This window comes from Nocardia sp. bgisy134 (assembly GCF_057708325.1).
Window position 1 is genome coordinate 54406 of the sequence record NZ_JBYIRW010000009.1, and the last position, 20454, is coordinate 74859.

The window sequence follows — 20454 nt, forward strand, 5'->3', positions numbered from 1 at the left end:
TCCAGATAATCACGTCCCGCTACAGGTGCATCAAGTCCGGCCAGGTCTCGGCCCACGGATGACGCGCGCCAGTGCACTTCCACACGGTGACGTCCTGGGTGTTGCCGGGGAAGCCGAGCCTGCTGTCCGCCTTGCCGACCGGCTCCACGCTGTCGAAATTCCAGCGCAGGAAGCTCTCGGTCATCCCGACGGCGAGCACGGTGCTCGCCTCGTCGAGCGGCCTGCCGAAGTAGCCGTAGCCGCGGCTCGGGCTGTAGATCGGCGGCAGCTCGTCGCGGACGAACTGGTCGAGCACGCTGGCCTGCCAGTAGGTGTCGGTGACGACGACGGCGTTCGCGCGTTCGGCCGGGGCGAGGGCCGCCGCGGCCCGCGACACCGCGGCGGTCAGCTCGGGCCAGCCGAATTCGCCGTATACGCCGATGTTGATCGCGGCCTCGGCATCGTCGGCGGGCGGTGCGATGTGGTCGGGGTGCTGCCACGGTGTCGACCACAGCACGAGCGCCGCGGAGCACAGCACGACCGCCGACCCGCCCCCGGTGAGCAGCCGCCGCGGCGAGGGACCCAGTCGGCCCGCCTGCTCGACCAGTCCGGCCGCGCCCGCGGCGAGCACCACGCCGTACATGCCCGCCACGTAGTAGATACGTCCGCCCGTCACCAGGAAGATCGCGACGAGCAGCAGTAGCGTGGCCCCGAGGAAGCGGTACGGGCGCAGGGCCGGAGTGCGCAGCAGCGCCCACACGCCGTACACCAGCACGACCGCGCCGAGAATGCCCGCGGTCAGGATGGCCAGGGGCACGAACATCAGCCGCCCGCCGAGTACGCCCTGCTCGCCGCTGATCACCTCGCCCATGCGCAACTGCGGCCAGCCGTTGCCCGCCTGCCAGATCAGCGTCGGCAGCGTCGCGAGCAGGACGATCGCGCCGCCGAGCCACAGCAGCGGGCGCCGGACCAGCTCGCGCGGACCGAGGGCCAGCGAGGTCACGGCGACCACGATCCAGAAGAACGGGATCAGCCACTTCACCTGCATGTCCAGCGCCGTCACCAGCGCGGCGCACAGCAGCAGCGAGTCGCGGCGGGTGCGCACCCACCGCACCACGAGCCAGGTGACGATCACCCACAACGCGGTGTCGATCGCGTTGGTGGTGAGCATCTTGCCCTGCAACAGCAGAAACGGTGAGGTCGCGTAGGCGGCGGCCGCGAGCAGTTGCGCGCCGCGCCCGCCGCCCAGCTCCCTGGCCAGCAGCGCGGTGAGCGCCACGGCGAGCGTGGTCAGCGCGACCGCGGGCAGCCGGAACACGAAGAACGAGCCGGGAGCGATGGTGTCCATGAGCCGGGCCAGCATCGGAAGCACCGGGCCCTGATCGGCGTAACCGAAGGACGGGTGACGGCCCGCGGCGAGGAAGTACAGCTCGTCGCCGAAGTAGTCGTAGCGAGCGGCCGAGAACAGCAGCACCGCAAGGGAGATACCCGCCACTACGGCGATACCCGCGGTCGCCGCCGGAGGGCGCTCCTCCCCTGCCACGTCCAGCTCCTGACGCTCAACGGTATCGGTCACGCCGCTCCTCGACGAGTTCGGACTCGGGCCTGGTCGAATCTAACGAGAAACGGCCGCCCGCCCATCCGCCCACGGGGGGAGTCGAGATCAGCCTTTCGGCGTAGCCAACGGGGGATCGACAGATACTGGAAGGATGAGCGACACATCGAAGCCCGAAAATCCTTACGGAACACCGACTACCAGCGGTCCCAGTCCGATCCCGCGCTATCAGGCCGTGGTGAACCGCGTAATACGCTCGCTGCTGCGCGTCCCCGTGCTCTCCGGGGTGGTCGGGAAACGACTGATGACGCTGCACGTCGTCGGCCGCACCTCGGGCAAGATCTACGAAGTGCCTGTGGCATACACCCGCCACGGCAGCGCGTTGCTGGTCGGCACCGTGCTGCGGCCGTGGGTGAAGAACCTGCGCACCGGCACGTCGGTCACGCTGACCCGCGGTGGCGCGCCCGAACGCTTCGATCCCGTGGTGCACACCGGCGAGGAGGAGGTGATGCGGCTGTTCGAGATCATCGCGAAAGACAACAAAACCAACGCCTCGTTCAGCGGCATCGGGTTCGACGCCGACGGTTCCCCGAACAAGGCCGACATCTACCAGACCTGGCGGCAGGGCGGTGTCGTCGTCGAGCTGCGGCCGGTCTGATCCCGCTCACACAGTGGCGGTCGCCCGAACAGGCCGACGGCGTCGAGCCAGGAGGTAGGCCGCCCCGGCGGCGGGGATGTTCATCAGCACGCCGTACACCGCACCGGGAACCGCCATCGTGTCGTTGTGCAGCACCGTCACCGCGACGGCGATGGCGATCGCGCCGTTGTGGATGCCGATCTCCATCGCCGAGGCGACGGCCTGATCGTCGTCGACTCCGAACAGCCGCGGCGCGAAATACCCGACCGTCAGGCTCAGCACGGCGAACACCAGGCACAGCGCGGCCAGCTCGCCGAGGTGTTCGGTGAGCGTCTCGAAGTTCTTCGCCACCGCCGCCGCGACCACCAGTGCGAGCACCACGATCGACAACACCTTGACCGCGCCGCGCATCCGCCGCGCCCAGTCGGTGAACCGCCGATGCACCCACATGCCGAGCGCGACGGGCACCAGCACGATCGCGAAGACCTGCGCGAACTTGTCCGGCCGCAGCCCGATCGAGCCCTCGCCGTCCAGGAACACCGTGTAGGACAGCGCGACGACCAGCGGCATGGTGAACACCGCGAGCACCGAATTCACCGCCGTGAGTGTGATGTTCAGCGCGACGTGCCCACCGGCGATGTGGCTGAACAGATTCGCCGACGGTCCGCCCGGCGAGGCCGCGAGCAGCATCATGCCCACCGCGAGCGCGCCCTCCACCCGGAACAGCAGGATCAGCCCCAGGCAGGCGGCGGGCAGGAGCACCATCTGGCAGACCAGCGCGATCGCCGCGGCCGCGGGATAGCGCAGCACCCTGGCGAAATCGTCGACGGTGAGCGTCAGCCCGAGCCCGAACATCACCAGGGCCAGCGCCAGCGGCAGAAATACGGCGAAAGCCGTTGAACCCATGCGGATCTCCTTCCGAACCGACGCCCGCGAGCGGCATTGCCGGAGTCGACCGTAGCGACGGAAGACACGCAAGGAAAGCCCGCGCGGCGAATGTCTCATCCGCGCGGCGGGTACTGCGCCTTCCGGTATTGAATCGCCCACCAGACTTGCAGCGCGGTGTGCGCGACGCGCAGATCGGCGCCGGTGAGTTCTTCGAAGCGACCGAGGCGGTAGCGAACGGTGTTGGGGTGCACCACGAGTCGCTCGGCGGTGACCTCGACGCGCATGCCGGTGTCGAGGTACGCCTCGACGGTGTCGACGACCGTGCGGACGGACTCGCCGTCGCCGAGGGACGCCAGATAGCGCCGGACGAGTTCCCCGCCCAGGTCGGTATCGGCGGCGATCGCGGGCAGCAGGCCGACGCTGTCCAGGTCGACGATTCCGGTGCGGCCGAACAGCTGCGCGGTGGTCAGCATGCGGCCCGCCAGGCGAAACGAGCGAGCCAGGTCCTCCAGGCGGGCAGGCGGGCCGAGGCCGACGACCCCGTGCCCTTCCGGGCTTCTGGACTTTTCCACAAAACCGGCGATATCGCCGTCCACCGTGGTCACGAACCCGCGCGGGGCGATGCTCCGGCCTGCGGCGCGGGATTCGTCGGTCCTGGCGCGGTACGCGCGGTACTCGAGCTCCGGGTCCGCGCCGAGTTGCTGGGCGCGGATGCGCAGGTCCGCGGGACCGAGGGTGCCGAGCAGCGCGGCCCTGGTGAACTCGGCGCGGAACTGCTCGTCGTGCCGTGCCGCGGCGATCTCGACGTCGCGGTGCCCAGCGCTGTACGGGACGACGGCCACGTCGACGAGATCGAGCAGCGCGGTGGTCAGCCTCAGCAGTGTGCGATCGGCGGCCTGGCTCTCGCCCGCGGCCGCGCTCAGCTCGGCGAGAATCTCGCGCACCGCGATGCGCCACCCGTTCTGCACATCGGCGAGCGAAATGCCTTGGCGGGCACGGATTTCGCCGAACTCGCGGAGCGCGGCCAGATCCGCGGCGGCCAGCAGGTTGCCGTCGTGCAGCGCGGTGAGCAGGCGGTCGACGATCGAGGTGGTCGACGCGGCGATGGTCGCGGCGGGCAGCGGCGCGTACGCGGGCACCTCCGCCCTCGCCCGCGCCACGATGCGGTCGACCAGTTCGGGCGCCCGATCCCGCACGCGCACCACCGCTCGGCGTTCCGCGGCGGTCGAGAGTCTGCTCATGGCGATCGACCCTACGGCCGGGCGTTTAGAGAAATCAACAAACTGGCGACTGATAGTTCGACACGCCCTCCATGGCGCAGATCACACCTCCCGCCGAATACTCGTCGGGACCCACCACCGCTGTTCGACGAGGAATAGACGATGTATCTGACTCAGGGCCTGCACCGCGCCGCCCAGCACAACCCCGACGGCCTGATGACCATCTGCGGCCCGCGGACGCGGACCAACCGGGAGGTGCTCGACCGGGTGTCCCGATTGGCGGGCGCGTTGCGTGGCCTCGGCGTCGGCGCGGACGACCGGGTGGCGATGCTGTCACTGAACTCCGACCGCTACCACGAGTACCTGCTCGCGGTGCCGTGGGCGGACGCCGTCCTCAATCCGGTGAACATCCGCTGGAGCCCGGCCGAAATCGCCTATTCCCTGGCCGATTCCGACAGCCGGGTCCTCTTCGTCGACGACGCGTTCGCCCCCATGGTCCCCGCGCTGCGGGCGCAGTATCCCGAGCTCCGCGCCGTTGTCCACTGCGGCGACGGCCCGGCCCCCGAGGGCGCGCTCGACTACGAGCGGCTCATCGCGGATGCCACGCCCATCCCCGACGCGCGCCGCGGCGGCGCAGCGCCGGCGGGCATCTTCTACACCGGCGGCACCACCGGATTCCCCAAGGGCGTGGTGCTCAGCCACGCGAACCTGCTGACCTCCGCGCTCGGCGGCGTCGCCACCGGATACCTGATGGCTCCCGGTGCGGTCTTCCTGCACGCGGCGCCGATGTTCCACCTCGCCGACCTGGCCGGATGGCAGGGTGTGCTGATGCTGGGCGGCACCCACGTGATGATCCCCGCGTTCGATCCGGTCGCCACGCTGACCGCGATCCAGCAGCATCGGGTGAGTTCCTCGGTACTCGTGCCGGTGATGATCCAGATGCTGGTCGACCATCCCCGCGCCGCCGAGTTCGACCTGTCCAGCGTGGAGCACATCATGTACGGCGCCTCGCCGATCTCGCAGGCGGTGCTCGAGCGCGCGATGGCCGCCTTCGGGCGAGCCGGGTTCACCCAGGCCTACGGCATGACCGAGGTCGCGCCGATCGCCACCCTGCTGGGCCCGCAGGACCATCTGGCCGGTCGGTTGCGCTCGGCGGGACGGGCCGCCCCGCACAGCGAGGTCCGGATCGTGGATTCCGACGGCGTCGAGGTGCCGCGCGGCGAGGTCGGCGAGGTCGTCGTGCGCGGTGGCCACGTGATGCTCGGCTACTGGAACAAGCCCGCCGAGACCGCGGACGCGGTGCGGGACGGCTGGATGCACACCGGCGACGGCGGCTACATGGACGAGGACGGCTACGTCTACATCGTGGACCGCATCAAGGACATGATCGTCTCCGGCGGCGAGAACGTGTACTCCGCCGAGGTGGAGAACGCCGTCGCCGCGCATCCGGCGGTCGCCGCGGTGGCGGTCATCGGCGTGCCCGACACCGAATGGGGCGAGCGGGTACACGCGGTCATCGTCTGCAAGCCGGGCCGGCAGGTGACGGCGGAGGAGATCCGGGGCCACGCCAAGGAACTGATCGCCGGGTACAAGGCGCCGCGCAGCATCGAGATCGTGGACGCGCTGCCGGTGTCGGGCGCCGGGAAGATCCTGAAACGCGATCTGCGGCAGAAGTATTGGGACACCGGGGCACGGCAGGTCAACTGATCGGGCCGGATCTATTCCCGGAGCGCGAGATTCGCTCCGCGTCGGCACAGACGAAGGGCCGAGCCCCCTCTCGGGAGGCTCGGCCCTTCGATCCGTCGTGCGCGGTGGCCACGTGCGCTGCCCGACGGCGTCCGTCGGCCGTCCGCGCATGGCCGCCGCGGAGGCGGCGGTGGGCTCAGCTCGCGCTGCCCGACCCCAGCAGCTGCTGGATGGTCTTGATCAGAACTTCGGCCAGGAAATCCGCTGCAGATCCGGACATGGGGTGCTCCTCATCTCGATACGGTGCGCACGGTCGGCGCGCCGTTAATCTGAAGCATGCATGATTCAGATGTTTGCCGGAGGCGTTTTCGGTCCAAAAAGACCGGAGAAGCATCGCGCGCACACCTAGAGCAGGGCTCCTAGCTGGCATTATCTTCCCAGACAAGCGTCCAGTGGGTTGAATCACATTCCATTCAGTGGAACGCGGGGATCCGTTCGCCGGACACGGCGAAGGGCCGCGCCCATGGGAGACGCGGCCCTCGGCACAACCACCACCCGACACGGCGCGAGCCGCGCCCCCAAAGGAGACACGGCCCGCCACACCACCGAACTACAGGTACTGACCCGTGTTCGACTCTGTATCGATCGCACGACTGGCGCTGGCGTTCTTGCCGGTGCATCGAGCGCAGCCGGATGTACACAATGCGCTCACCCGACACGGCGCGAGCCGCGCCCCCAAAGGAGACACGGCCCGCCACACCACCGAACTACAGGTACTGACCCGTGTTCGACTCTGTATCGATCGCACGACTGGCGCTGGCGTTCTTGCCGGTGACCAGAGTGCGGATGTACACGATGCGCTCACCCTTCTTACCCGAAATGCGGGCCCAGTCATCGGGATTCGTGGTGTTGGGCAGGTCCTCGTTCTCGGAGAACTCGTCCACGATCGAATCGTAGAGATGCTGGATGCGCAGACCCGGGTTGCCGGTGTCGAGCACCGCCTTGATGGCGTACTTCTTGGAGCGGTCCACGATGTTCTGGATCATGGCGCCGGAGTTGAAGTCCTTGAAGTACAGGACTTCCTTGTCACCGTTGGCGTAGGTGACCTCCAGGAAGCGGTTGTCCTCGCTCTCGGCGTACATCCGGTCGACGACCCGTTCGATCATTGCGGCAATGCAGGCGACCTTGTCGCCGCCGAACTCTTCGAGATCGTCGGCGTGCAGCGGCAGGTGCTCGGTCAGGTACTTGGAGAAGATGTCCTGCGCCGATTCGGCGTCCGGCCGCTCGATCTTGATCTTCACGTCCAGGCGGCCGGGCCGCAGGATCGCGGGGTCGATCATGTCCTCGCGGTTGGAGGCGCCGATGACGATGACGTTCTCCAGGCCCTCGACACCGTCGATCTCCGAAAGCAGCTGCGGCACAACGGTTGTCTCCACATCGGAGGAGACGCCCGAGCCGCGGGTGCGGAAGATCGAGTCCATCTCGTCGAAGAACACGATCACCGGAGTGCCCTCGGAGGCCTTCTCGCGCGCCCGCTGGAAGATGATCCTGATGTGGCGCTCGGTCTCGCCGACGAACTTGTTGAGCAGCTCGGGGCCCTTGATGTTCAGGAAGAACGACTTGGCTTCCTTGGCATCCTCACCACGCGCCTCGGCGATCTTCTTGGCCAGCGAGTTGGCCACCGCCTTGGCGATCAGCGTCTTACCGCAGCCGGGCGGACCGTAGAGCAGCACGCCCTTGGGAGGGCGCAGCGCGTACTCGCGGAACAGATCCTTGTGCAGGAACGGCAGTTCCACCGCGTCGCGGATCTGCTCGATCTGGCGTCCGAGACCGCCGATGTCGTTGTAGTCGACGTCGGGGACTTCCTCCAGCACGAGATCTTCGACCTCGGCCTTGGGGATGCGCTCGAAAGCGAAGCCCGCCTTGGTGTCGACCAGCAGCGAATCACCGGGCCGCAGTTTGCGAATGGGGGCATCGGGGTCGTCCAGATCATCGACCTCGGCGACCTTCGCCAGCGGGCCCGCCAGCCAGACCACGCGCTCCTCGTCGGCATGGCCGACGACCAGCGCGCGGCGCCCGTCATCGAGGATCTCGCGCAGGGTGCCGATCTCGCCGACCGAGTCGTAGGTGTTCGCCTCGACGACCGTCAGCGCCTCGTTGAGGCGCACGGTCTGGCCGTACTCGAGGATCGCGGTGTCGATGTTCGGTGAACACGTCAACCGCATCTTCCGACCCGAAGTGAACACGTCGACCGTCTGATCGTCGTACACGCCGATCAGAATGCCGTATCCGCTCGGCGGCTGACCCAGCCGATCGACCTCCTCGCGCAACGCGACCAGTTGCTGGCGCGCCTCCTTGAGCGTGTCCATCAGCTTCGTGTTGCGAATGGTCAGCGAATCGATGCGGGCTTCCAATTCCCGTGTGCGATCCGGCGAATCGGCGAGTTGCCTTCGGAGTGCAGCCGCCTCGGCGCGTATCGCCTCGAGCTCTCTCCAGGCCGCCGAATCCGAATTCTCGATGGGGCTCATGTGCTGCTCCTCCCAGTCCCGGTCTATCAACGCTACCGGGCGCGAACCGTTCTCGCTTTCCGACATGGTTTCGTCGTGATCACATCTGTGCTGCGATCGGCGGCTGAGTGTCCATGTTAGCCTGCCCTAACCCGACGTGGGCGAGGTCCCTCGTCACCCGAGCCGAAAGGTTGCTGGACAATGCTCCTTCCTGCCAAAACCCTGCGTGTTTCCGTGGCTACCGCCGCGGCAGCCCTCGCCGTTACGGTGGGGCTGACCGCCTGCGGCTCGGACGACTCCTCCGACACCGCCGCGACCGGCACCTCGGCGGTGGTCACCACCTCGGCAGCGGCCACCACCGGCGCGGCGGGCGGGCACGACCACGCCGCGGGCGACGCTCCCAAGCCCGAGGAGTTGCAGGCCACCTTGGCACTGGTCGCCGATCCCAGCAAGCCCACAGCCGAGAAGACCGCGATCATCGTGGACGGTGAGAAGCGCGCCGCCAACATCGACCAGATGAACCAGCTGCTCGCCGGCTACGGCCAGCTCACCTTCGTGGTCAGCGACGTCAAGACCGAGGGCGAGACCGCCACCGCCCAGGTCGTCATCACCTCCCCGCACGGCTCGGCCCCGGCCATGCCGATGACCTGGCAGCACGTCGACGGCAAGTGGAAGCTCTCGGACGCCACCGCGTGCACCATGCTGGGCTTCGCCCAGGCGCCCTGCACGTCCTAGTCGCACCTCGGCCCGCGCGCCCGTGCGTGATTTCCCCGTCTCCGGTGAAACCTCGCCCGGGCGCGTTCTCGGCGCTGCGGCTCCCGAGCGCCTCAGCCCTTCGAGGGGCGGCGTTGCGGCTTGGGGGTGACCACACCCTCGGCGAGCCTGCGGGCGCTCACCAGGAAGGCCGTGTGGCCCTGCATGCGGTGCTCGGGGCGGACGGCGAGGCCGACGACGTGCCAGCCGCGCACCATCGACTCCCATGACCTCGGCTCGGTCCAGCACTCCTGTTCGCGCAGCGCCTCGACCACCTTGGACAGCTGGGTGACGGTCGCCACGTACACGATGAGGACGCCGCCCGGCACCAGCGCCTTGGACACCGCGGGCAGCGCGTCCCACGGCGCCAGCATGTCCAGCACCACCCGGTCGACCGGATCGCCCGCGTAGTCGGCGACGTCGCCGACGGTGAGACTCCAGTTAGCTGGACGTTCGCCGAAGAAGCGCTCCACATTGCGAACGGCGTGCTCGGCGTGGTCCTCACGGATCTCGTAGGAGACGACCTCGCCCTCCGGGCCGACCGCCCGCAACAGCGAACAGGTCAGCGCGCCGGAGCCCGCCCCGGCCTCCAGCACCCGCGCGCCGGGGAACACATCGCCCTCGTGCACGATCTGGGCGGCGTCCTTCGGGTAGATGACGGCCGCGCCGCGCGGCATGGACAGCACGTAGTCGACCAGCAGCGGGCGCAGGGCCAGATACGGGGTGCCGTTGGTGGAGTGCACGAGGCTGCCCTCGTCGGCGCCGATCAGATCGTCGTGCTTGATCCCGCCGCGGTGGGTGTGGAACTCCTTGCCCGGCTCCAAGATCACCGTGTGGAGGCGTCCCTTGGCATCGGTCAGCTGCACCCGGTCCCCGGTGGTGAATGGCCCGGTCCGTCTGGCCGTCATGAATCTCCGTTCGCTGCTGGTCTTCGCGCTGTCGTCGCGGTTCGGCACCGGCGTGTCGGTGCCGCCGGATAGCCTGCCAGGTATGCCAGCGCCCGTGTCCACGCCCCCTGCCGACGCCGCCTCCGCACCGGAGCCCGCGCCCGCCGAGACGCGCCGCAGGCCCGCGCTGTCCCCTTCGCGGGCAATGGATTTCAAGCAGTGCCCGCTGAAGTACCGGCTGCGCGCGATCGACCGGATTCCGGAGCCGCCCTCGCGGCACGCGGTGCGCGGCACGGTGGTGCACGCGGTGCTCGAGGACCTGTACGGGCTGCCCGCCGCGGACCGCGTACTCGAGCGCGCCGCCGCGCTGGTGGAACCGGCTTGGGACCGCGTGCTGGCCGCGCAGCCGGAGATCGCGGAGCTGGTCGCGGCCGACGGGCTCATGCCGTTCCTCGGCGAGGTCCGCGCGCTGGTCGAGAGCTACTACCAGCTGGAGGACCCGACCCGGTTCGAGCCGGAATCCCGCGAGGCCAGGGTCGAGGTCGAGCTGGACGACGGCGTGCTGCTGCGCGGGTTCGTCGACCGGATCGACGTGGCCCCGACCGGCGAGCTGCGGGTGGTCGACTACAAGACCGGACGCGCGCCGGGTCTCGCGCAGGAGACCAAGGCGCTGTTCCAGCTGAAGTTCTACGCGCTGGTGGTGCTGCGCACCCGCGGCGTGCTGCCCGCCCAGCTGCGCCTGATCTACCTGGCCGACCGGCAGATCCTCACCTACGCGCCCGACATCGAAGAGCTCGGCCGCTTCGAACGCACCCTGTCGGCGCTGTGGACGGCGGTGCGCGAGGCGGGCCGCACGGGCGAGTTCCCGCCGTCGACGAGCTGGCTGTGCGGCTACTGCGACTACAAGCCGCTGTGCCCGGAGTTCGGCGGCACCCCGCCGCCCTACCCCGGCTGGCCGGAGGGCGGCGGGGAGTCGCCGGACGAGACCCTGGCCGAGGCCGTCGCCGACTGACCTCCGGACCGGATCACACGCTGAAGTCGCGGAACAGCAGCACCGAGAGTCCAAGGCCGACAAGCAGATTCACCGCGACGGCGGACCGAAGACGGCGACAGGTCGCCAGCCCGCCGCACGCAGCCCGCGCAGCGAGAATTCCAGGCCGATCGAGACGAAGCAGCGCGGAGGTTTCCGAGCGCACCGGCGGCTCGGCGGAGGGCGCGGGATCGGCCTGCCGCGCGTGGGTGTCCGACATCAGGGCACCAGCCGATCCGGGATCGCGCCGAGCAGGACGAGCGCGACGAGCGCCAGTCCGACGATCGCCGCCAGCCAGTCCTCGTTCCAGGTGAAAGTGCTGCCCGGACGTTCCTCGGGCGGTGTCTGCGACACGGTGGTGCTCCTTGCGTTCCTCATCGAGAGGCCGCACCGTACCAACGCGCCGCCGCGGGTCGCAGCGGTTGAACTCCGCGTGAATCGATCGGTGGGAACGGACGATCCGGGCGGATACACTCCGGTATCCGCCCGGCGTCCGGCGAGGTCAGAAGGCCCGGCAGGACCGGATGTCGGTGGCCAGGATGGCCTTGGCGCCGAGGTCGGCGAGCTCGTCCATCACCGCGTTGCCCCGGTTGCGCGGCACCAGCGCCCGCACCGCGACCCAGCCGGCGTCGGCGAGCGGGGAGACGGTCGGCGATTCCAGGCCCGGCGTGATCCGCACGGCCTGCTCGAGCAGCTCCTTCGGGCAGTCGTAGTCCAGCATCAGGTACTGCTGGGCGAACACCACGCCCTGGACGCGGGCGATGAGCTGGTTGCGGGCCCGGTCGTTGCGGTCCGACCCGACGGCCTCGATGAGCACGCCTTCCGAATCGCACAAAGTTTCGCCGAAGGCGACCAGGTTGTGCTGGCGCAGCGTGCGCCCCGAACCGACCACATCGGCGATGGCGTCGGCGACGCCGAGCTGGATGGAGATCTCGACCGCGCCGTCGAGGCGGATCACCTCGGCCTCGATGCCGCGGCGCTGCAGGTCCGCGAGCACCAGGTTCGGGTAGGAGGTCGCGATGCGCTTGTCATAGAGATCCTCGACCTTCCATTCCCGGCCCGCAGGCGCGGCGTAGCGGAAGGTGGAGCGGCCGAAGCCGAGCGCGAGGCGTTCCTGCACCGGCGCACCGGAGTCCAGCGCGAGATCGCGGCCGGTGATGCCGAGGTCGAGTTCGCCGGAGCCGACGTAGACGGCGATGTCCTTGGGACGGAGGAAGTAGAACTCGACCTGGTTCGCGGGGTCGAGCACGCTCAGGTCGCGGGAGTCGGTGCGCTTGCGGTATCCGGCCTCGGCCAGGATGGAGGTCGCGGATTCGGACAGGGCGCCTTTGTTGGGGACTGCGACGCGCAGCATGGGGGTGGAGTCCTTTCGGTGTTCGACTTGGCGTTAGCGGGGGCCCTCCGTGGTCACGCTCCGCTACCGCCTACGGGCCTGACCCGTTCACGCCCGGGAACGAAACTACGGGATGGACGCGACCGTCACAGATGTCGGTACACGTCGTCGAGCTTCAGTCCCCGGCCCACCATGAGCACCTGGACCCAGTAGAGCAGCTGCGAGATCTCCTCGGCCAGCGATTCGTCGCTCTCGTGTTCGGCGGCCAGCCAGACCTCGCCCGCCTCCTCCAGCACCTTCTTGCCCTGGGCATGCACGCCGGCGTCCAGCGCGGCCACGGTGCCGGAACCCTCGGGGCGGGTGATGGCACGATCCTGCAGCTCGGCGAACAGGGCTTCGAAAGTCTTCACGGCTGGCCATTCTTTCAGACGCGCATTCCCAGCTACCGTCCCGGTCCACCTCCGACCGGCCGCGAGCCGTGCGTCCGACGGACGCGGGCGAACGAGGTCCGCGCGCGGCCGGACCGAACGCGGCGGAACGCCCAGCGTCCATGGTGACCGGATCGTCCCCGGGCCCGTCGCGCCGTGCCGAACCGTTGGGGCGGTTCGGCACGGCGACTCGGAGTGAAACGAGCGGCGCGATCCGGATTCAGCGCGGCCGGTCGACGCGGTAGATGTAGTGCGCGGTGCCGTTGGCCGGGTTGTCCGGCGTCAGCTCGCCCTCCGCGACGCGCCGCAGTCCCGCCTTCTCGAGCGCCCGCCACGATGCCGCATTGGCCGCCGCGACCGGCACGATGACGCAGTCGGCTTCCGGATACGCCGCCCAGGTGTCGGCCAGGGCGGCACGGATCATCGCCGAACCCACGCCGCGCCCGACCAGGTCCGGCTCGCCGACCAGGTAGTCGACGGTCATCGCCGACTCGGGCACCTCGGCGAGCTCACGCAGCTCGTCGAGGTACTCCGGATAGTCGGCGATCCGGCACCGCTGCACCAGGCCGATCGGCACGCCGTCGGCGTGGGCGAGAAGGTCTTCGGCCGGCTCCTCGCCGCGGGCGGTGGGGCCGAAATCGCGCCGCACCGCCTCCGGCGAGGTCTCGTGGTTCCACCACCGCGCCACGTGCGGACGCGCCAGCCAACCGCCGAGCAGCGGGAAATCCGCTTCGGCGACGCGACGCCAGGTGAACTCCGGCGTGCGCACCTCCTCCGCGCCGGTCACTCCCCCGACGACAACAGGTCCGCCAGTTCGGCGACCGCGACGCGCAAGTAGTCGGCGTACTCGTGCATCTGGTCGGCCACCGCCTTGGGCGTCGCCAGGTAGAGGTTCCAGCGGTCCGGCAGCAGCACGTAGGCCACGCCGATGCAGCGCGGGCTGGTCGAGCCGAAGCCGAAGTACTGGATGTTGACCGACGGCGCCGAGCTGGTGCTGAGGTAGTCGTCGCGCATGATCACCCAGCCGGGGCTGTCGTAGAGCGAAATCGGTTCGGTGACACCGAGTTCCGCGCCGCGGCGGCGCTGGATCCACTGCAGCTCCCACAGGTGCTGCTCCGGCGCGTCACCCGCCTGGCATTGCTTGGCCCGCTCGACATGCTTGGCCGCGGCGGTCCGCGCGGCGGCGAGCCGGGTCGCGGTGTCGGCGGCGGGGTCCTGCATGGCGTCGACGAAGGCGATCATCTCCGGCGTCACCACGCGCATGGCCTCGGTGCGACCGTTGCGGTACTGGCGGGTCGCGATCGATTCGTAGGTGGCGCCCGTGATGCCTTTGCTGCGCCGGTGCGCGAGCTGGTAGCTCAGCTGGGCGAAGGCGTCCGGCGAGATGCCGAGCTGCTTGGCCCGCGCGGTGCCGAAGTCCTCGAAAGAGACGGTCTGCGTGGCGTTTTCGGCCGCGTAGCGGGCGAAGGCGGCGCCCGCCGACGCGATGTCGGTGCGCAGTTCGGCGTCGAGGGTGAACTCGATCGATTCCACCGGCGGCAGCCCCTGCGCCTGCGCGCCCGAGCGTTCCGCGTGCTCGGCGGCCGAGGACTCGAGCACGGTGTCGACGAAGGACAGGATGGTGGTGCCGTCCAGCCCGCAGTGCTCCACGTTGATGCCCGCCTGGCCGTCGCCGAAGACGATGAACGAGACCGCCTTGTCGAACCAGCGGTTGGCGCTGTCACCGTGCAGCAGCTGGTCGCAGGCGTGCAGGGTGTCGCGCGGGGCGAAGTCCTCCAGGCACAGGCAGAACAGCGCCGTCTCGATGGTGTCGAGCGCCGCGACGTTGGCGGGTTCGGCGCGGAGCGCCGTCCGGCTCGCGGCCCACTCGGCGCGCGCCTTGGTGGTGAGGTGACCGACGGCGGTGTCGGTGCGCGCCGAGCGCGACCCGGCCTTGAGTACCGCGCGCAGACCGTCGGCGAGGTCGTCGAGCGAGTACGGCGCGCCGCCCGCGCCGATCACGTCCATCCGGAACATGCTGCCGCGGTAGAACACCACGATGTGCCGCTCCCGCGAGGGTCCCGGCCACTCCGGGCTGTAGGGCACCCGGACGGAGTCCTGCTGCTCGCCGGGAATCCTGGTCTCGGAGAACAGGTACTTGTTCTGCCACATGGACAGCTGCTGCCCGCGCTGGGTGACCGGCGGGATCGCCTCCTCGTCGAGGGCCAGCTTGTAGTCGACGGCGGCCGAGACGATGGCCGCGGCCCGCTCCACCTGATCGGCCGCGGTGGAGGCGGCCAGCGGCGTGTCGTCGCGGAAGAGGAAGAAGAAGTTGGCGTTCAACGCGATTCGGTCGCGCCTGCCGAGATAGCGCGACGGCCAGAACAGGTCGAGCCAGCTGCCGACGCCCGGCGTGGCGTCGTAGTCCGCCAGTGCCGCGTGCAGCGTCCGGCCCGGGCCGTCCGGGCGGAGCAGGTCGGCGACCGCCGCCTCGGTGGTGGCGAGTTCGTCGTCGGTGAGCAGCGGGCTGCACCACTCCAGGAACCTGGCGCAGCTGTCCTCCAGCGTCGGCAGCGGTACCCGGGGCAGGTGGTCTTCGGCGGCGAAGGTGCGGTCGGTCAAGTCGGGGTCCTCGCGGTTCGGGTGCGGTGGGTGAGACGCGCACGGCGGGACAGCATCCGTGCGCGGGAGTTCGTGGAATGCGTCGCTCCACTACAGATCCTCGGCGACGAGGCCGAGTTTCGACAAGAGGTTGCCGGTGTTTTCGAGCGAAAGGCTCAGGCTTGGCCCTTCGGGCCGGGACGCGACAGGTAGAGCTGCGCGTACAGCCAGCCGTCGGCTTCCCGGCCGGTGGTGTCGATTCCCTTGTCCGACAGCGTGTTCAGCACGCGCTGCTGTTCGTCGGCGGAGGCGAACCTGCGCTGCGCGAACAAACCGGACGCCTGCTCGGTGCGGTAGCCGAGCGCCGCCAGCTCTTCGGCCATCGGATCGAAATCGAACATGCGCAGCACGAAGTGCGCCATCCACGGCCTGCGCCGCGGGTGCGCGGTGGCGATCCGCAGCAGCGTCTTCTCGGTGACGTAGCCGATACAGCCGGTCGACAGGACGATGTCGGCGGCGGCGAGCACCTCGCACTGCTCGTCGGTGGGATCGGCGGATTCGAGGTCGGCGTGCACGATGTCGTGCAGGAATCCCGCGGCGTGCGCGTAGTCCAGCGCGGGGCCGGAGACGTCCACGCCGACGAAGCGCACGTCGGAATGATGTTCGCAGCCGGCGAGACGGTCGCGATCGCGCGCGACGAGCTGCGCACGGTCGACCTCGGCGGCGGTGCGGTAGTGCTCGGTGAGCTCATCGATGCTGGTCTCGAAGCGCAGCAGCGCCGCGTTCACGCCGTAGGAGCAGCCGATGTCGAGCACGGTCGGCGTCGCCACGCGCGCGGAGGCGCGGTACTCCCGAATCTGCTGCTCGAAGAAGGGCTTCGCCAGTTCCGGTATGCGGTAGTCCAGCTCGGACATCCGTGCGTAGTAGTCGCGGGGATCGGGACGGTCGTAGATGTCGTCGAAGGAGGCTTTCCCGGTCGTGTCTAACGGCACTGGCACGTGTGTTCCTCTCGGGTCGAGCTGAGCCCAGTCGATCGGGTCGAGCTGAGCTCAGTCGAGTAGTCGGTCACCGCGGACCAAGCGGTCCTCGGCGACGTGTTCGGGCAGGACGCGGCCGAACAGCTGGCGGGTCCGCTCCACGGTGCCGATGACACCGGGCCGGTCCGTGTAGGCGAAGATCGCCGAGTGTCGTTGCCTGCCACCGGAAACCGGGGACACGCGATGCAGGGAGAAGCGACCTTGGAACAGTTGCAGGTCGCCGGGGCGCAGTTCGAGCCTGCGGATCAGGCGCTCGCCGGAACCGGCGAGCACGTCGCGCACATCGGCGAGGTTCTCGGCGTGCGGCGTGCGGATGTCGGGGCAGTATTCGAAGACCCCGCCCGCTTCCGGCAGCTGAGTGAGCATGCTGACGGTGAACTCGTTGGTGTCGAAGTGCCACGGATGCGACATGCCGGGCGCGACCACGTTCAGGCACAGTCCCGCCAGCGGATCGGCGTATTCGTGCAGTTCGGACAGGCCGAAGCAGTCCGCGACGAAGCGCTGGAACGCGTCGCTGGTGTAGAGCCGGTGGATCAGCGCCTCGGCGGGGATGCGGTCGCGGGGCACGAACGCGTTTCCGCGTTCCATCACGATGCGGCCCGGATGATCCCGGGGCAGTTCGGTGTTCAGCGGAATGTTGTAGGCGTTGACCCGCTCCACCTCGTAGTGCGCGTGCGGCGCGATGTCCTCGCCCTGCGCGCGCAGCGTCTCGATCAGCTCGGGACGGATGAACTCGCGCAGGACGGTGCAGCCGCCGTCGGCCAGGTCGGCCCGCGCCGCGTCGACCGCCGCCCGCCACCCCGCCGACCCCTGCGACGCGAGCGGATACCTTGCGGTATCGACGATTTCGTCCAGCACACCCGTCGCAGCCATGGCGTCATCTTGGTGCAGAAATCGACGACACGCCCGGGGATTCGGAAAAGTTGCCGGTGAATACGGTCACACTTACCATCTGCGCGCACTTGCGTTGCAGGACAGTAACTCCCGAGCATTTGCTCGGTACTCGCAACGCGATCCGACCGACCAGTCCCGGGTTCGCTCCGCGACGTCTTCTTCCGCTCGCGCAACGGCTCCCGCCCCGCCGGACGCGATCGCGGCGCCGCCGCGGACGCGCGAAGGAGCGTCAGCCGCGGGCGTGCAGTGTGCGTTCCAGATCGACGTGGGTGAGACCGACCAAGGTGTCGCGGAAGACGAGGCCGGGCGCTTCCGGGACCGGGATCTCGCAAGGGACGACGAGGACGGCGCAGCCCGCGGCCGCGGCGGCGCGGGCGCCGGTCGGCGAATCCTCGATGGCCACGCAGTCGCGCGGGTGGACGCCGAGCAGCTCGGCGGCGCGTAGGTAGACGTCCGGTTCGGGTTTTCCCTCCGGCACTTCGTCACCGCAGACGGAGACGTCGAAGAAATCGCGGCCGAGGGTGTCCAGGCCGTACTCGGTGAGCGAGCGTTTGGTGTTGGTGACGAGCGCCGAGGCGAGGCCCGCGTCGCGGACGAGGCCGAGGGCGCCCTTGGCGCCGGGCCGCCACGGGATCGGGCCGGTCATCAACTCGGTCACCCGCCGCTCCAGGAAGCCCGCGGCGTCGCGCAGGGCCTGCGGCGTCGGGTCGAGGCCGAGTCCGTCGAACAGGATGCGCAGGGCGTTCGGGCCGGACGCGCCGATGAGCGCGTGCCTGATCTCGTCGGCCATCGCGGTGCCGAGTTCGACCGCCAGCTCCCTGACACCTATGTCCCAGAGCTTCTCCGAGTCCAGCAGCGTCCCGTCCATGTCCCACAGCACCGCGGCGAGTCGCGCTGTCACGTGCGGTCGTTCTCCTCGTGCGCCGATCGAATCGACGGACCGTGCGCCCGCCGGGGAAACCGACGTCCAGCGTAATGGGCACCGCCCCCGCACCTTCCGTCGGCCGGGCACGGCCGGACCACGGGTCCGGCAGGCGCCGCCGGACGCGGTCTGTCGCCAGTCCGCGCGGGACGGCGCTGGGGCGAGAGTCCCCCGACAGGCGGAGCGTCACACTCCGGAGGCGGTGATGACCAACCTGCCGCCGTCCTGGCGAACCTGGATCCAGCGGTTCTCCCGATCGACCGAGCCGTTGGTCTTCACGTAGGTCAGCGCGACGGTGGCGCCGTCGTCGCCGCGTGGGGTGATCCCGTTGACCTGGACCGAGCGGATGGTCGACCAGAACGCGGCGTAGGAGTTGTAGCCGCCGGTCTGGGCCTGGTAGCCCGGTGCGAGCTGCGTCCACGCGCCGGACACGTTGCCCGGCAGCATGCCGTAGTAGCCCTGGATGAACTGGGCGATCCGGTCCGGCGTCGGCGGGCCGAACGGCGTCGTGGTGATCGTGGTCGTCGGCGGACGCGTCGTGCTGCTCGGCGACCCCGACGGGCTGATCGACGGTGTGGCGGACGGGGATGCGCTCGGCGGTGCGGAAGTCGGGGCCCCGGTCGGCTGCGCGGCGGTGGGGACCTGAGCCTGGGGCTCCTGGGTCGGCTGCCCGCCCGCGTCCGTCGGGGGCTGCACCGGCTCACCGGTGCCGGGCGGCGGAGCGGCGGTGGGACCGTCCGAACCGCCTCGGTCCCCGCCGGAGAGGGCGAACGCCACCACGATCACGACGAGCACGACCACCGCGGCGGCCGCGAGGGCGAGGATCTGCTTGTTCGGCCCGCCACCCGTGGTCGCGCCGGGCAGCGTACCGCCGCCGGACGGCCCGCGTGGCGGCGCCGAGGCCAGGGCCGCCGTCGGCACGAATTCGGTGGCGTCGGAGGCGTTCGCGGTGCTCGCGGTGGCGGCGGACGTGGCGAGCACGGTGGTCGCGTCCGCGCCGGGCGCAGGGAGCACCTTGGTCGCCACCGGCGCCGCGGCCAGCGCCGGAACCCGGCCCGCCGCAACGGCTTCCAGCGCCTCCTGCGCCTCGCGCATGTTCGGGCGCGCGTCGATGCTCGCGGCGAGCAGGTGCATCAGCACCGGTCCGAGTCCGTCCGCCTGCCGCGGTTGCGGCACATCGGCCCGCGCGACAGCGTGCAGCACCGCCAGCGGGTTGTCGCCCTCGCCGAACGGCGGCGCGCCCTCCACCGCGGCGTAGAGCGTGGAGCCGAGGGCGAAGACATCGGACGCCGGTTCCGGGTTCTCGCCGCGCGCCACTTCCGGCGCGAGGTACGCGGGGGTGCCCGCGAGGAATCCGGTGGCGGTGACGGTCACGTCGCCGACCGCGCGCGAGATGCCGAAGTCGGTGATCTTCACGGTGCCGTTGTCGGCGACCAACAGGTTGGCGGGTTTCACGTCGCGGTGCATGATGCCCGCGTCGTGCGCGGCGGCCAGCGCGGCGGCGGCCTGCGCGCCGATCTTGGCCACCTCGATCGGCGACAGGGTGCGCCGACCGGACAGCTTGACGGCCAAGCTCGGCGCGTTCATGTATTCCATGACCAGCCACGGCTGGCCGTCCTCTTCGGCGACGTCGAAGACGGTGATCGCGTTCGGGTGGTGCAGCCGCGCGGCGATCCGCCCCTCACGCATCGCGCGCAGTTTCGACTCCAGCGCCTGCGCCTTGGAGAGCCCGGGCCCGAGTAGCAGCTGTTTCACCGCCACCGTGCGGCGTAACCGCACGTCGGTCGCCCGCCACACCACACCCATCGCGCCGGTGCCGATCGGATCCGTCAGCCGATACCGTCCAGCGATCAACCGATCCGCCGTCATGGGTCGTGCCCCTCCTGCTATGCGCCGAGCCGTCCAGCACTCCGGTGCGCTCGGCGAGTTTCCCGCGAAACCCATACGCTCCGAAGTGTTTTGCACCCGTCAGCAGCGAGACGAACAACATCCGCCGACTGCTCCGGATGCAGTTGCAACTCTTCGACAATGGCATACGGACCCGACAGACATCCAGCCGCGTGACCCGATACCGCGGACCGGGCGGTCGAATACCCAGGTCGCCTCGAAACATCAAGC

At 69.7% G+C, this 20454-nt stretch carries 18 protein-coding genes and 1 pseudogene; 4 read left to right on the top strand and 15 right to left on the bottom strand.

The window, feature by feature from the left end; genetic code table 11:
* Positions 1–19 precede the first annotated feature (19 nt).
* Positions 20–1555, bottom strand: coding sequence for a glycosyltransferase family 39 protein (locus tag AC3ERS_RS17360; RefSeq protein WP_431968667.1), 1536 nt, complete (start codon positions 1553–1555; stop codon positions 20–22).
* Between the two features lie 133 nt (positions 1556–1688).
* Between AC3ERS_RS17360 and AC3ERS_RS17365 the strand changes: the two genes are divergently transcribed.
* The gene (locus AC3ERS_RS17365) at positions 1689–2192 is read left to right on the top strand and encodes a PNPOx family protein (protein WP_431968669.1); all 504 of its coding nucleotides are present in this window, start codon (positions 1689–1691) and stop codon (positions 2190–2192) included.
* A 6-nt stretch (positions 2193–2198) separates the two neighbouring features.
* On the opposite strand, the gene AC3ERS_RS17370 is transcribed toward AC3ERS_RS17365, so the two are convergent.
* Entirely contained in the window at positions 2199–3077 is an 879-nt protein-coding gene (locus AC3ERS_RS17370) for a bile acid:sodium symporter family protein (protein WP_431968671.1), read from the bottom strand.
* A 95-nt stretch (positions 3078–3172) separates the two neighbouring features.
* On the bottom strand, positions 3173–4300 hold the full coding sequence (locus AC3ERS_RS17375; RefSeq protein ID WP_431968673.1) for a PucR family transcriptional regulator: 1128 nt from the start codon (positions 4298–4300) through the stop codon (positions 3173–3175).
* A 141-nt stretch (positions 4301–4441) separates the two neighbouring features.
* On the opposite strand from AC3ERS_RS17375, the gene AC3ERS_RS17380 reads away from it, so the two are divergent.
* Positions 4442–5986, top strand: a complete 1545-nt coding sequence (locus tag AC3ERS_RS17380) for an acyl-CoA synthetase (protein ID WP_431968675.1) — start codon at positions 4442–4444, stop codon at positions 5984–5986.
* Between the two features lie 746 nt (positions 5987–6732).
* Here AC3ERS_RS17380 and arc read toward each other — a convergent pair.
* On the bottom strand, positions 6733–8493 hold the full coding sequence (gene arc, locus AC3ERS_RS17385; protein ID WP_431968677.1) for a proteasome ATPase: 1761 nt from the start codon (positions 8491–8493) through the stop codon (positions 6733–6735).
* Positions 8494–8673: 180 nt separating this feature from the next.
* Here arc and AC3ERS_RS17390 point away from each other — a divergent pair, with 180 nt between their 5' ends.
* Positions 8674–9207 carry a WKL family lipoprotein gene (locus AC3ERS_RS17390; RefSeq protein ID WP_431968679.1) on the top strand — a complete coding sequence of 178 codons (534 nt, stop codon included), beginning with the start codon at positions 8674–8676 and terminating at the stop codon, positions 9205–9207.
* Positions 9208–9299: 92 nt separating this feature from the next.
* Here AC3ERS_RS17390 and AC3ERS_RS17395 read toward each other — a convergent pair whose 3' ends face one another.
* A complete protein-coding gene (locus AC3ERS_RS17395) occupies positions 9300–10133 on the bottom strand; it encodes a tRNA (adenine-N1)-methyltransferase (RefSeq protein WP_431968681.1) in 834 nt (277 codons plus the stop codon).
* 82 nt (positions 10134–10215) lie between these two features.
* Here AC3ERS_RS17395 and AC3ERS_RS17400 point away from each other — a divergent pair, with 82 nt between their 5' ends.
* Positions 10216–11124: a RecB family exonuclease gene (locus tag AC3ERS_RS17400; RefSeq protein WP_431968683.1), complete on the top strand. Its 909-nt coding sequence runs from the start codon at positions 10216–10218 to the stop codon at positions 11122–11124.
* A 13-nt stretch (positions 11125–11137) separates the two neighbouring features.
* Here AC3ERS_RS17400 and AC3ERS_RS17405 read toward each other — a convergent pair.
* The 10 genes and pseudogenes from AC3ERS_RS17405 to AC3ERS_RS17450 form a co-directional block, all read right to left on the bottom strand.
* A pseudogene (locus tag AC3ERS_RS17405) lies at positions 11138–11283 on the bottom strand (putative sulfate exporter family transporter); the annotation flags it as partial.
* A 78-nt stretch (positions 11284–11361) separates the two neighbouring features.
* Positions 11362–11496, bottom strand: coding sequence for a hypothetical protein (locus AC3ERS_RS17410; RefSeq protein WP_431968685.1), 135 nt, complete (start codon positions 11494–11496; stop codon positions 11362–11364).
* A gap of 148 nt (positions 11497–11644) precedes the next feature.
* Positions 11645–12496 (bottom strand): ATP phosphoribosyltransferase, encoded by an 852-nt coding sequence (gene hisG, locus AC3ERS_RS17415; protein WP_431968687.1) that lies wholly within the window; start codon positions 12494–12496, stop codon positions 11645–11647.
* Between the two features lie 125 nt (positions 12497–12621).
* Positions 12622–12885, bottom strand: coding sequence for a phosphoribosyl-ATP diphosphatase (locus AC3ERS_RS17420; RefSeq protein ID WP_067847679.1), 264 nt, complete (start codon positions 12883–12885; stop codon positions 12622–12624).
* A gap of 238 nt (positions 12886–13123) precedes the next feature.
* Complete coding sequence (locus AC3ERS_RS17425) at positions 13124–13690, bottom strand: GNAT family N-acetyltransferase (protein WP_431968689.1); 567 nt, start codon at positions 13688–13690, stop codon at positions 13124–13126.
* Positions 13687–15504 (bottom strand): choline/carnitine O-acyltransferase, encoded by a 1818-nt coding sequence (locus AC3ERS_RS17430; RefSeq protein ID WP_431968691.1) that lies wholly within the window; start codon positions 15502–15504, stop codon positions 13687–13689. Before AC3ERS_RS17430 ends, AC3ERS_RS17425 begins: the two co-directional genes overlap by 4 nt.
* Positions 15505–15659: 155 nt before the next feature.
* Positions 15660–16481, bottom strand: coding sequence for a class I SAM-dependent methyltransferase (locus AC3ERS_RS17435; RefSeq protein WP_431968693.1), 822 nt, complete (start codon positions 16479–16481; stop codon positions 15660–15662).
* Positions 16482–16532: 51 nt separating this feature from the next.
* Positions 16533–17393 carry a HalD/BesD family halogenase gene (locus AC3ERS_RS17440; RefSeq protein WP_431968695.1) on the bottom strand — a complete coding sequence of 287 codons (861 nt, stop codon included), beginning with the start codon at positions 17391–17393 and terminating at the stop codon, positions 16533–16535.
* 250 nt (positions 17394–17643) lie between these two features.
* Complete coding sequence (locus tag AC3ERS_RS17445; protein WP_431968697.1) at positions 17644–18315, bottom strand: HAD family hydrolase; 672 nt, start codon at positions 18313–18315, stop codon at positions 17644–17646.
* A 207-nt stretch (positions 18316–18522) separates the two neighbouring features.
* Complete coding sequence (locus AC3ERS_RS17450) at positions 18523–20205, bottom strand: serine/threonine-protein kinase (RefSeq protein WP_431968698.1); 1683 nt, start codon at positions 20203–20205, stop codon at positions 18523–18525.
* Positions 20206–20454 lie beyond the last annotated feature (249 nt).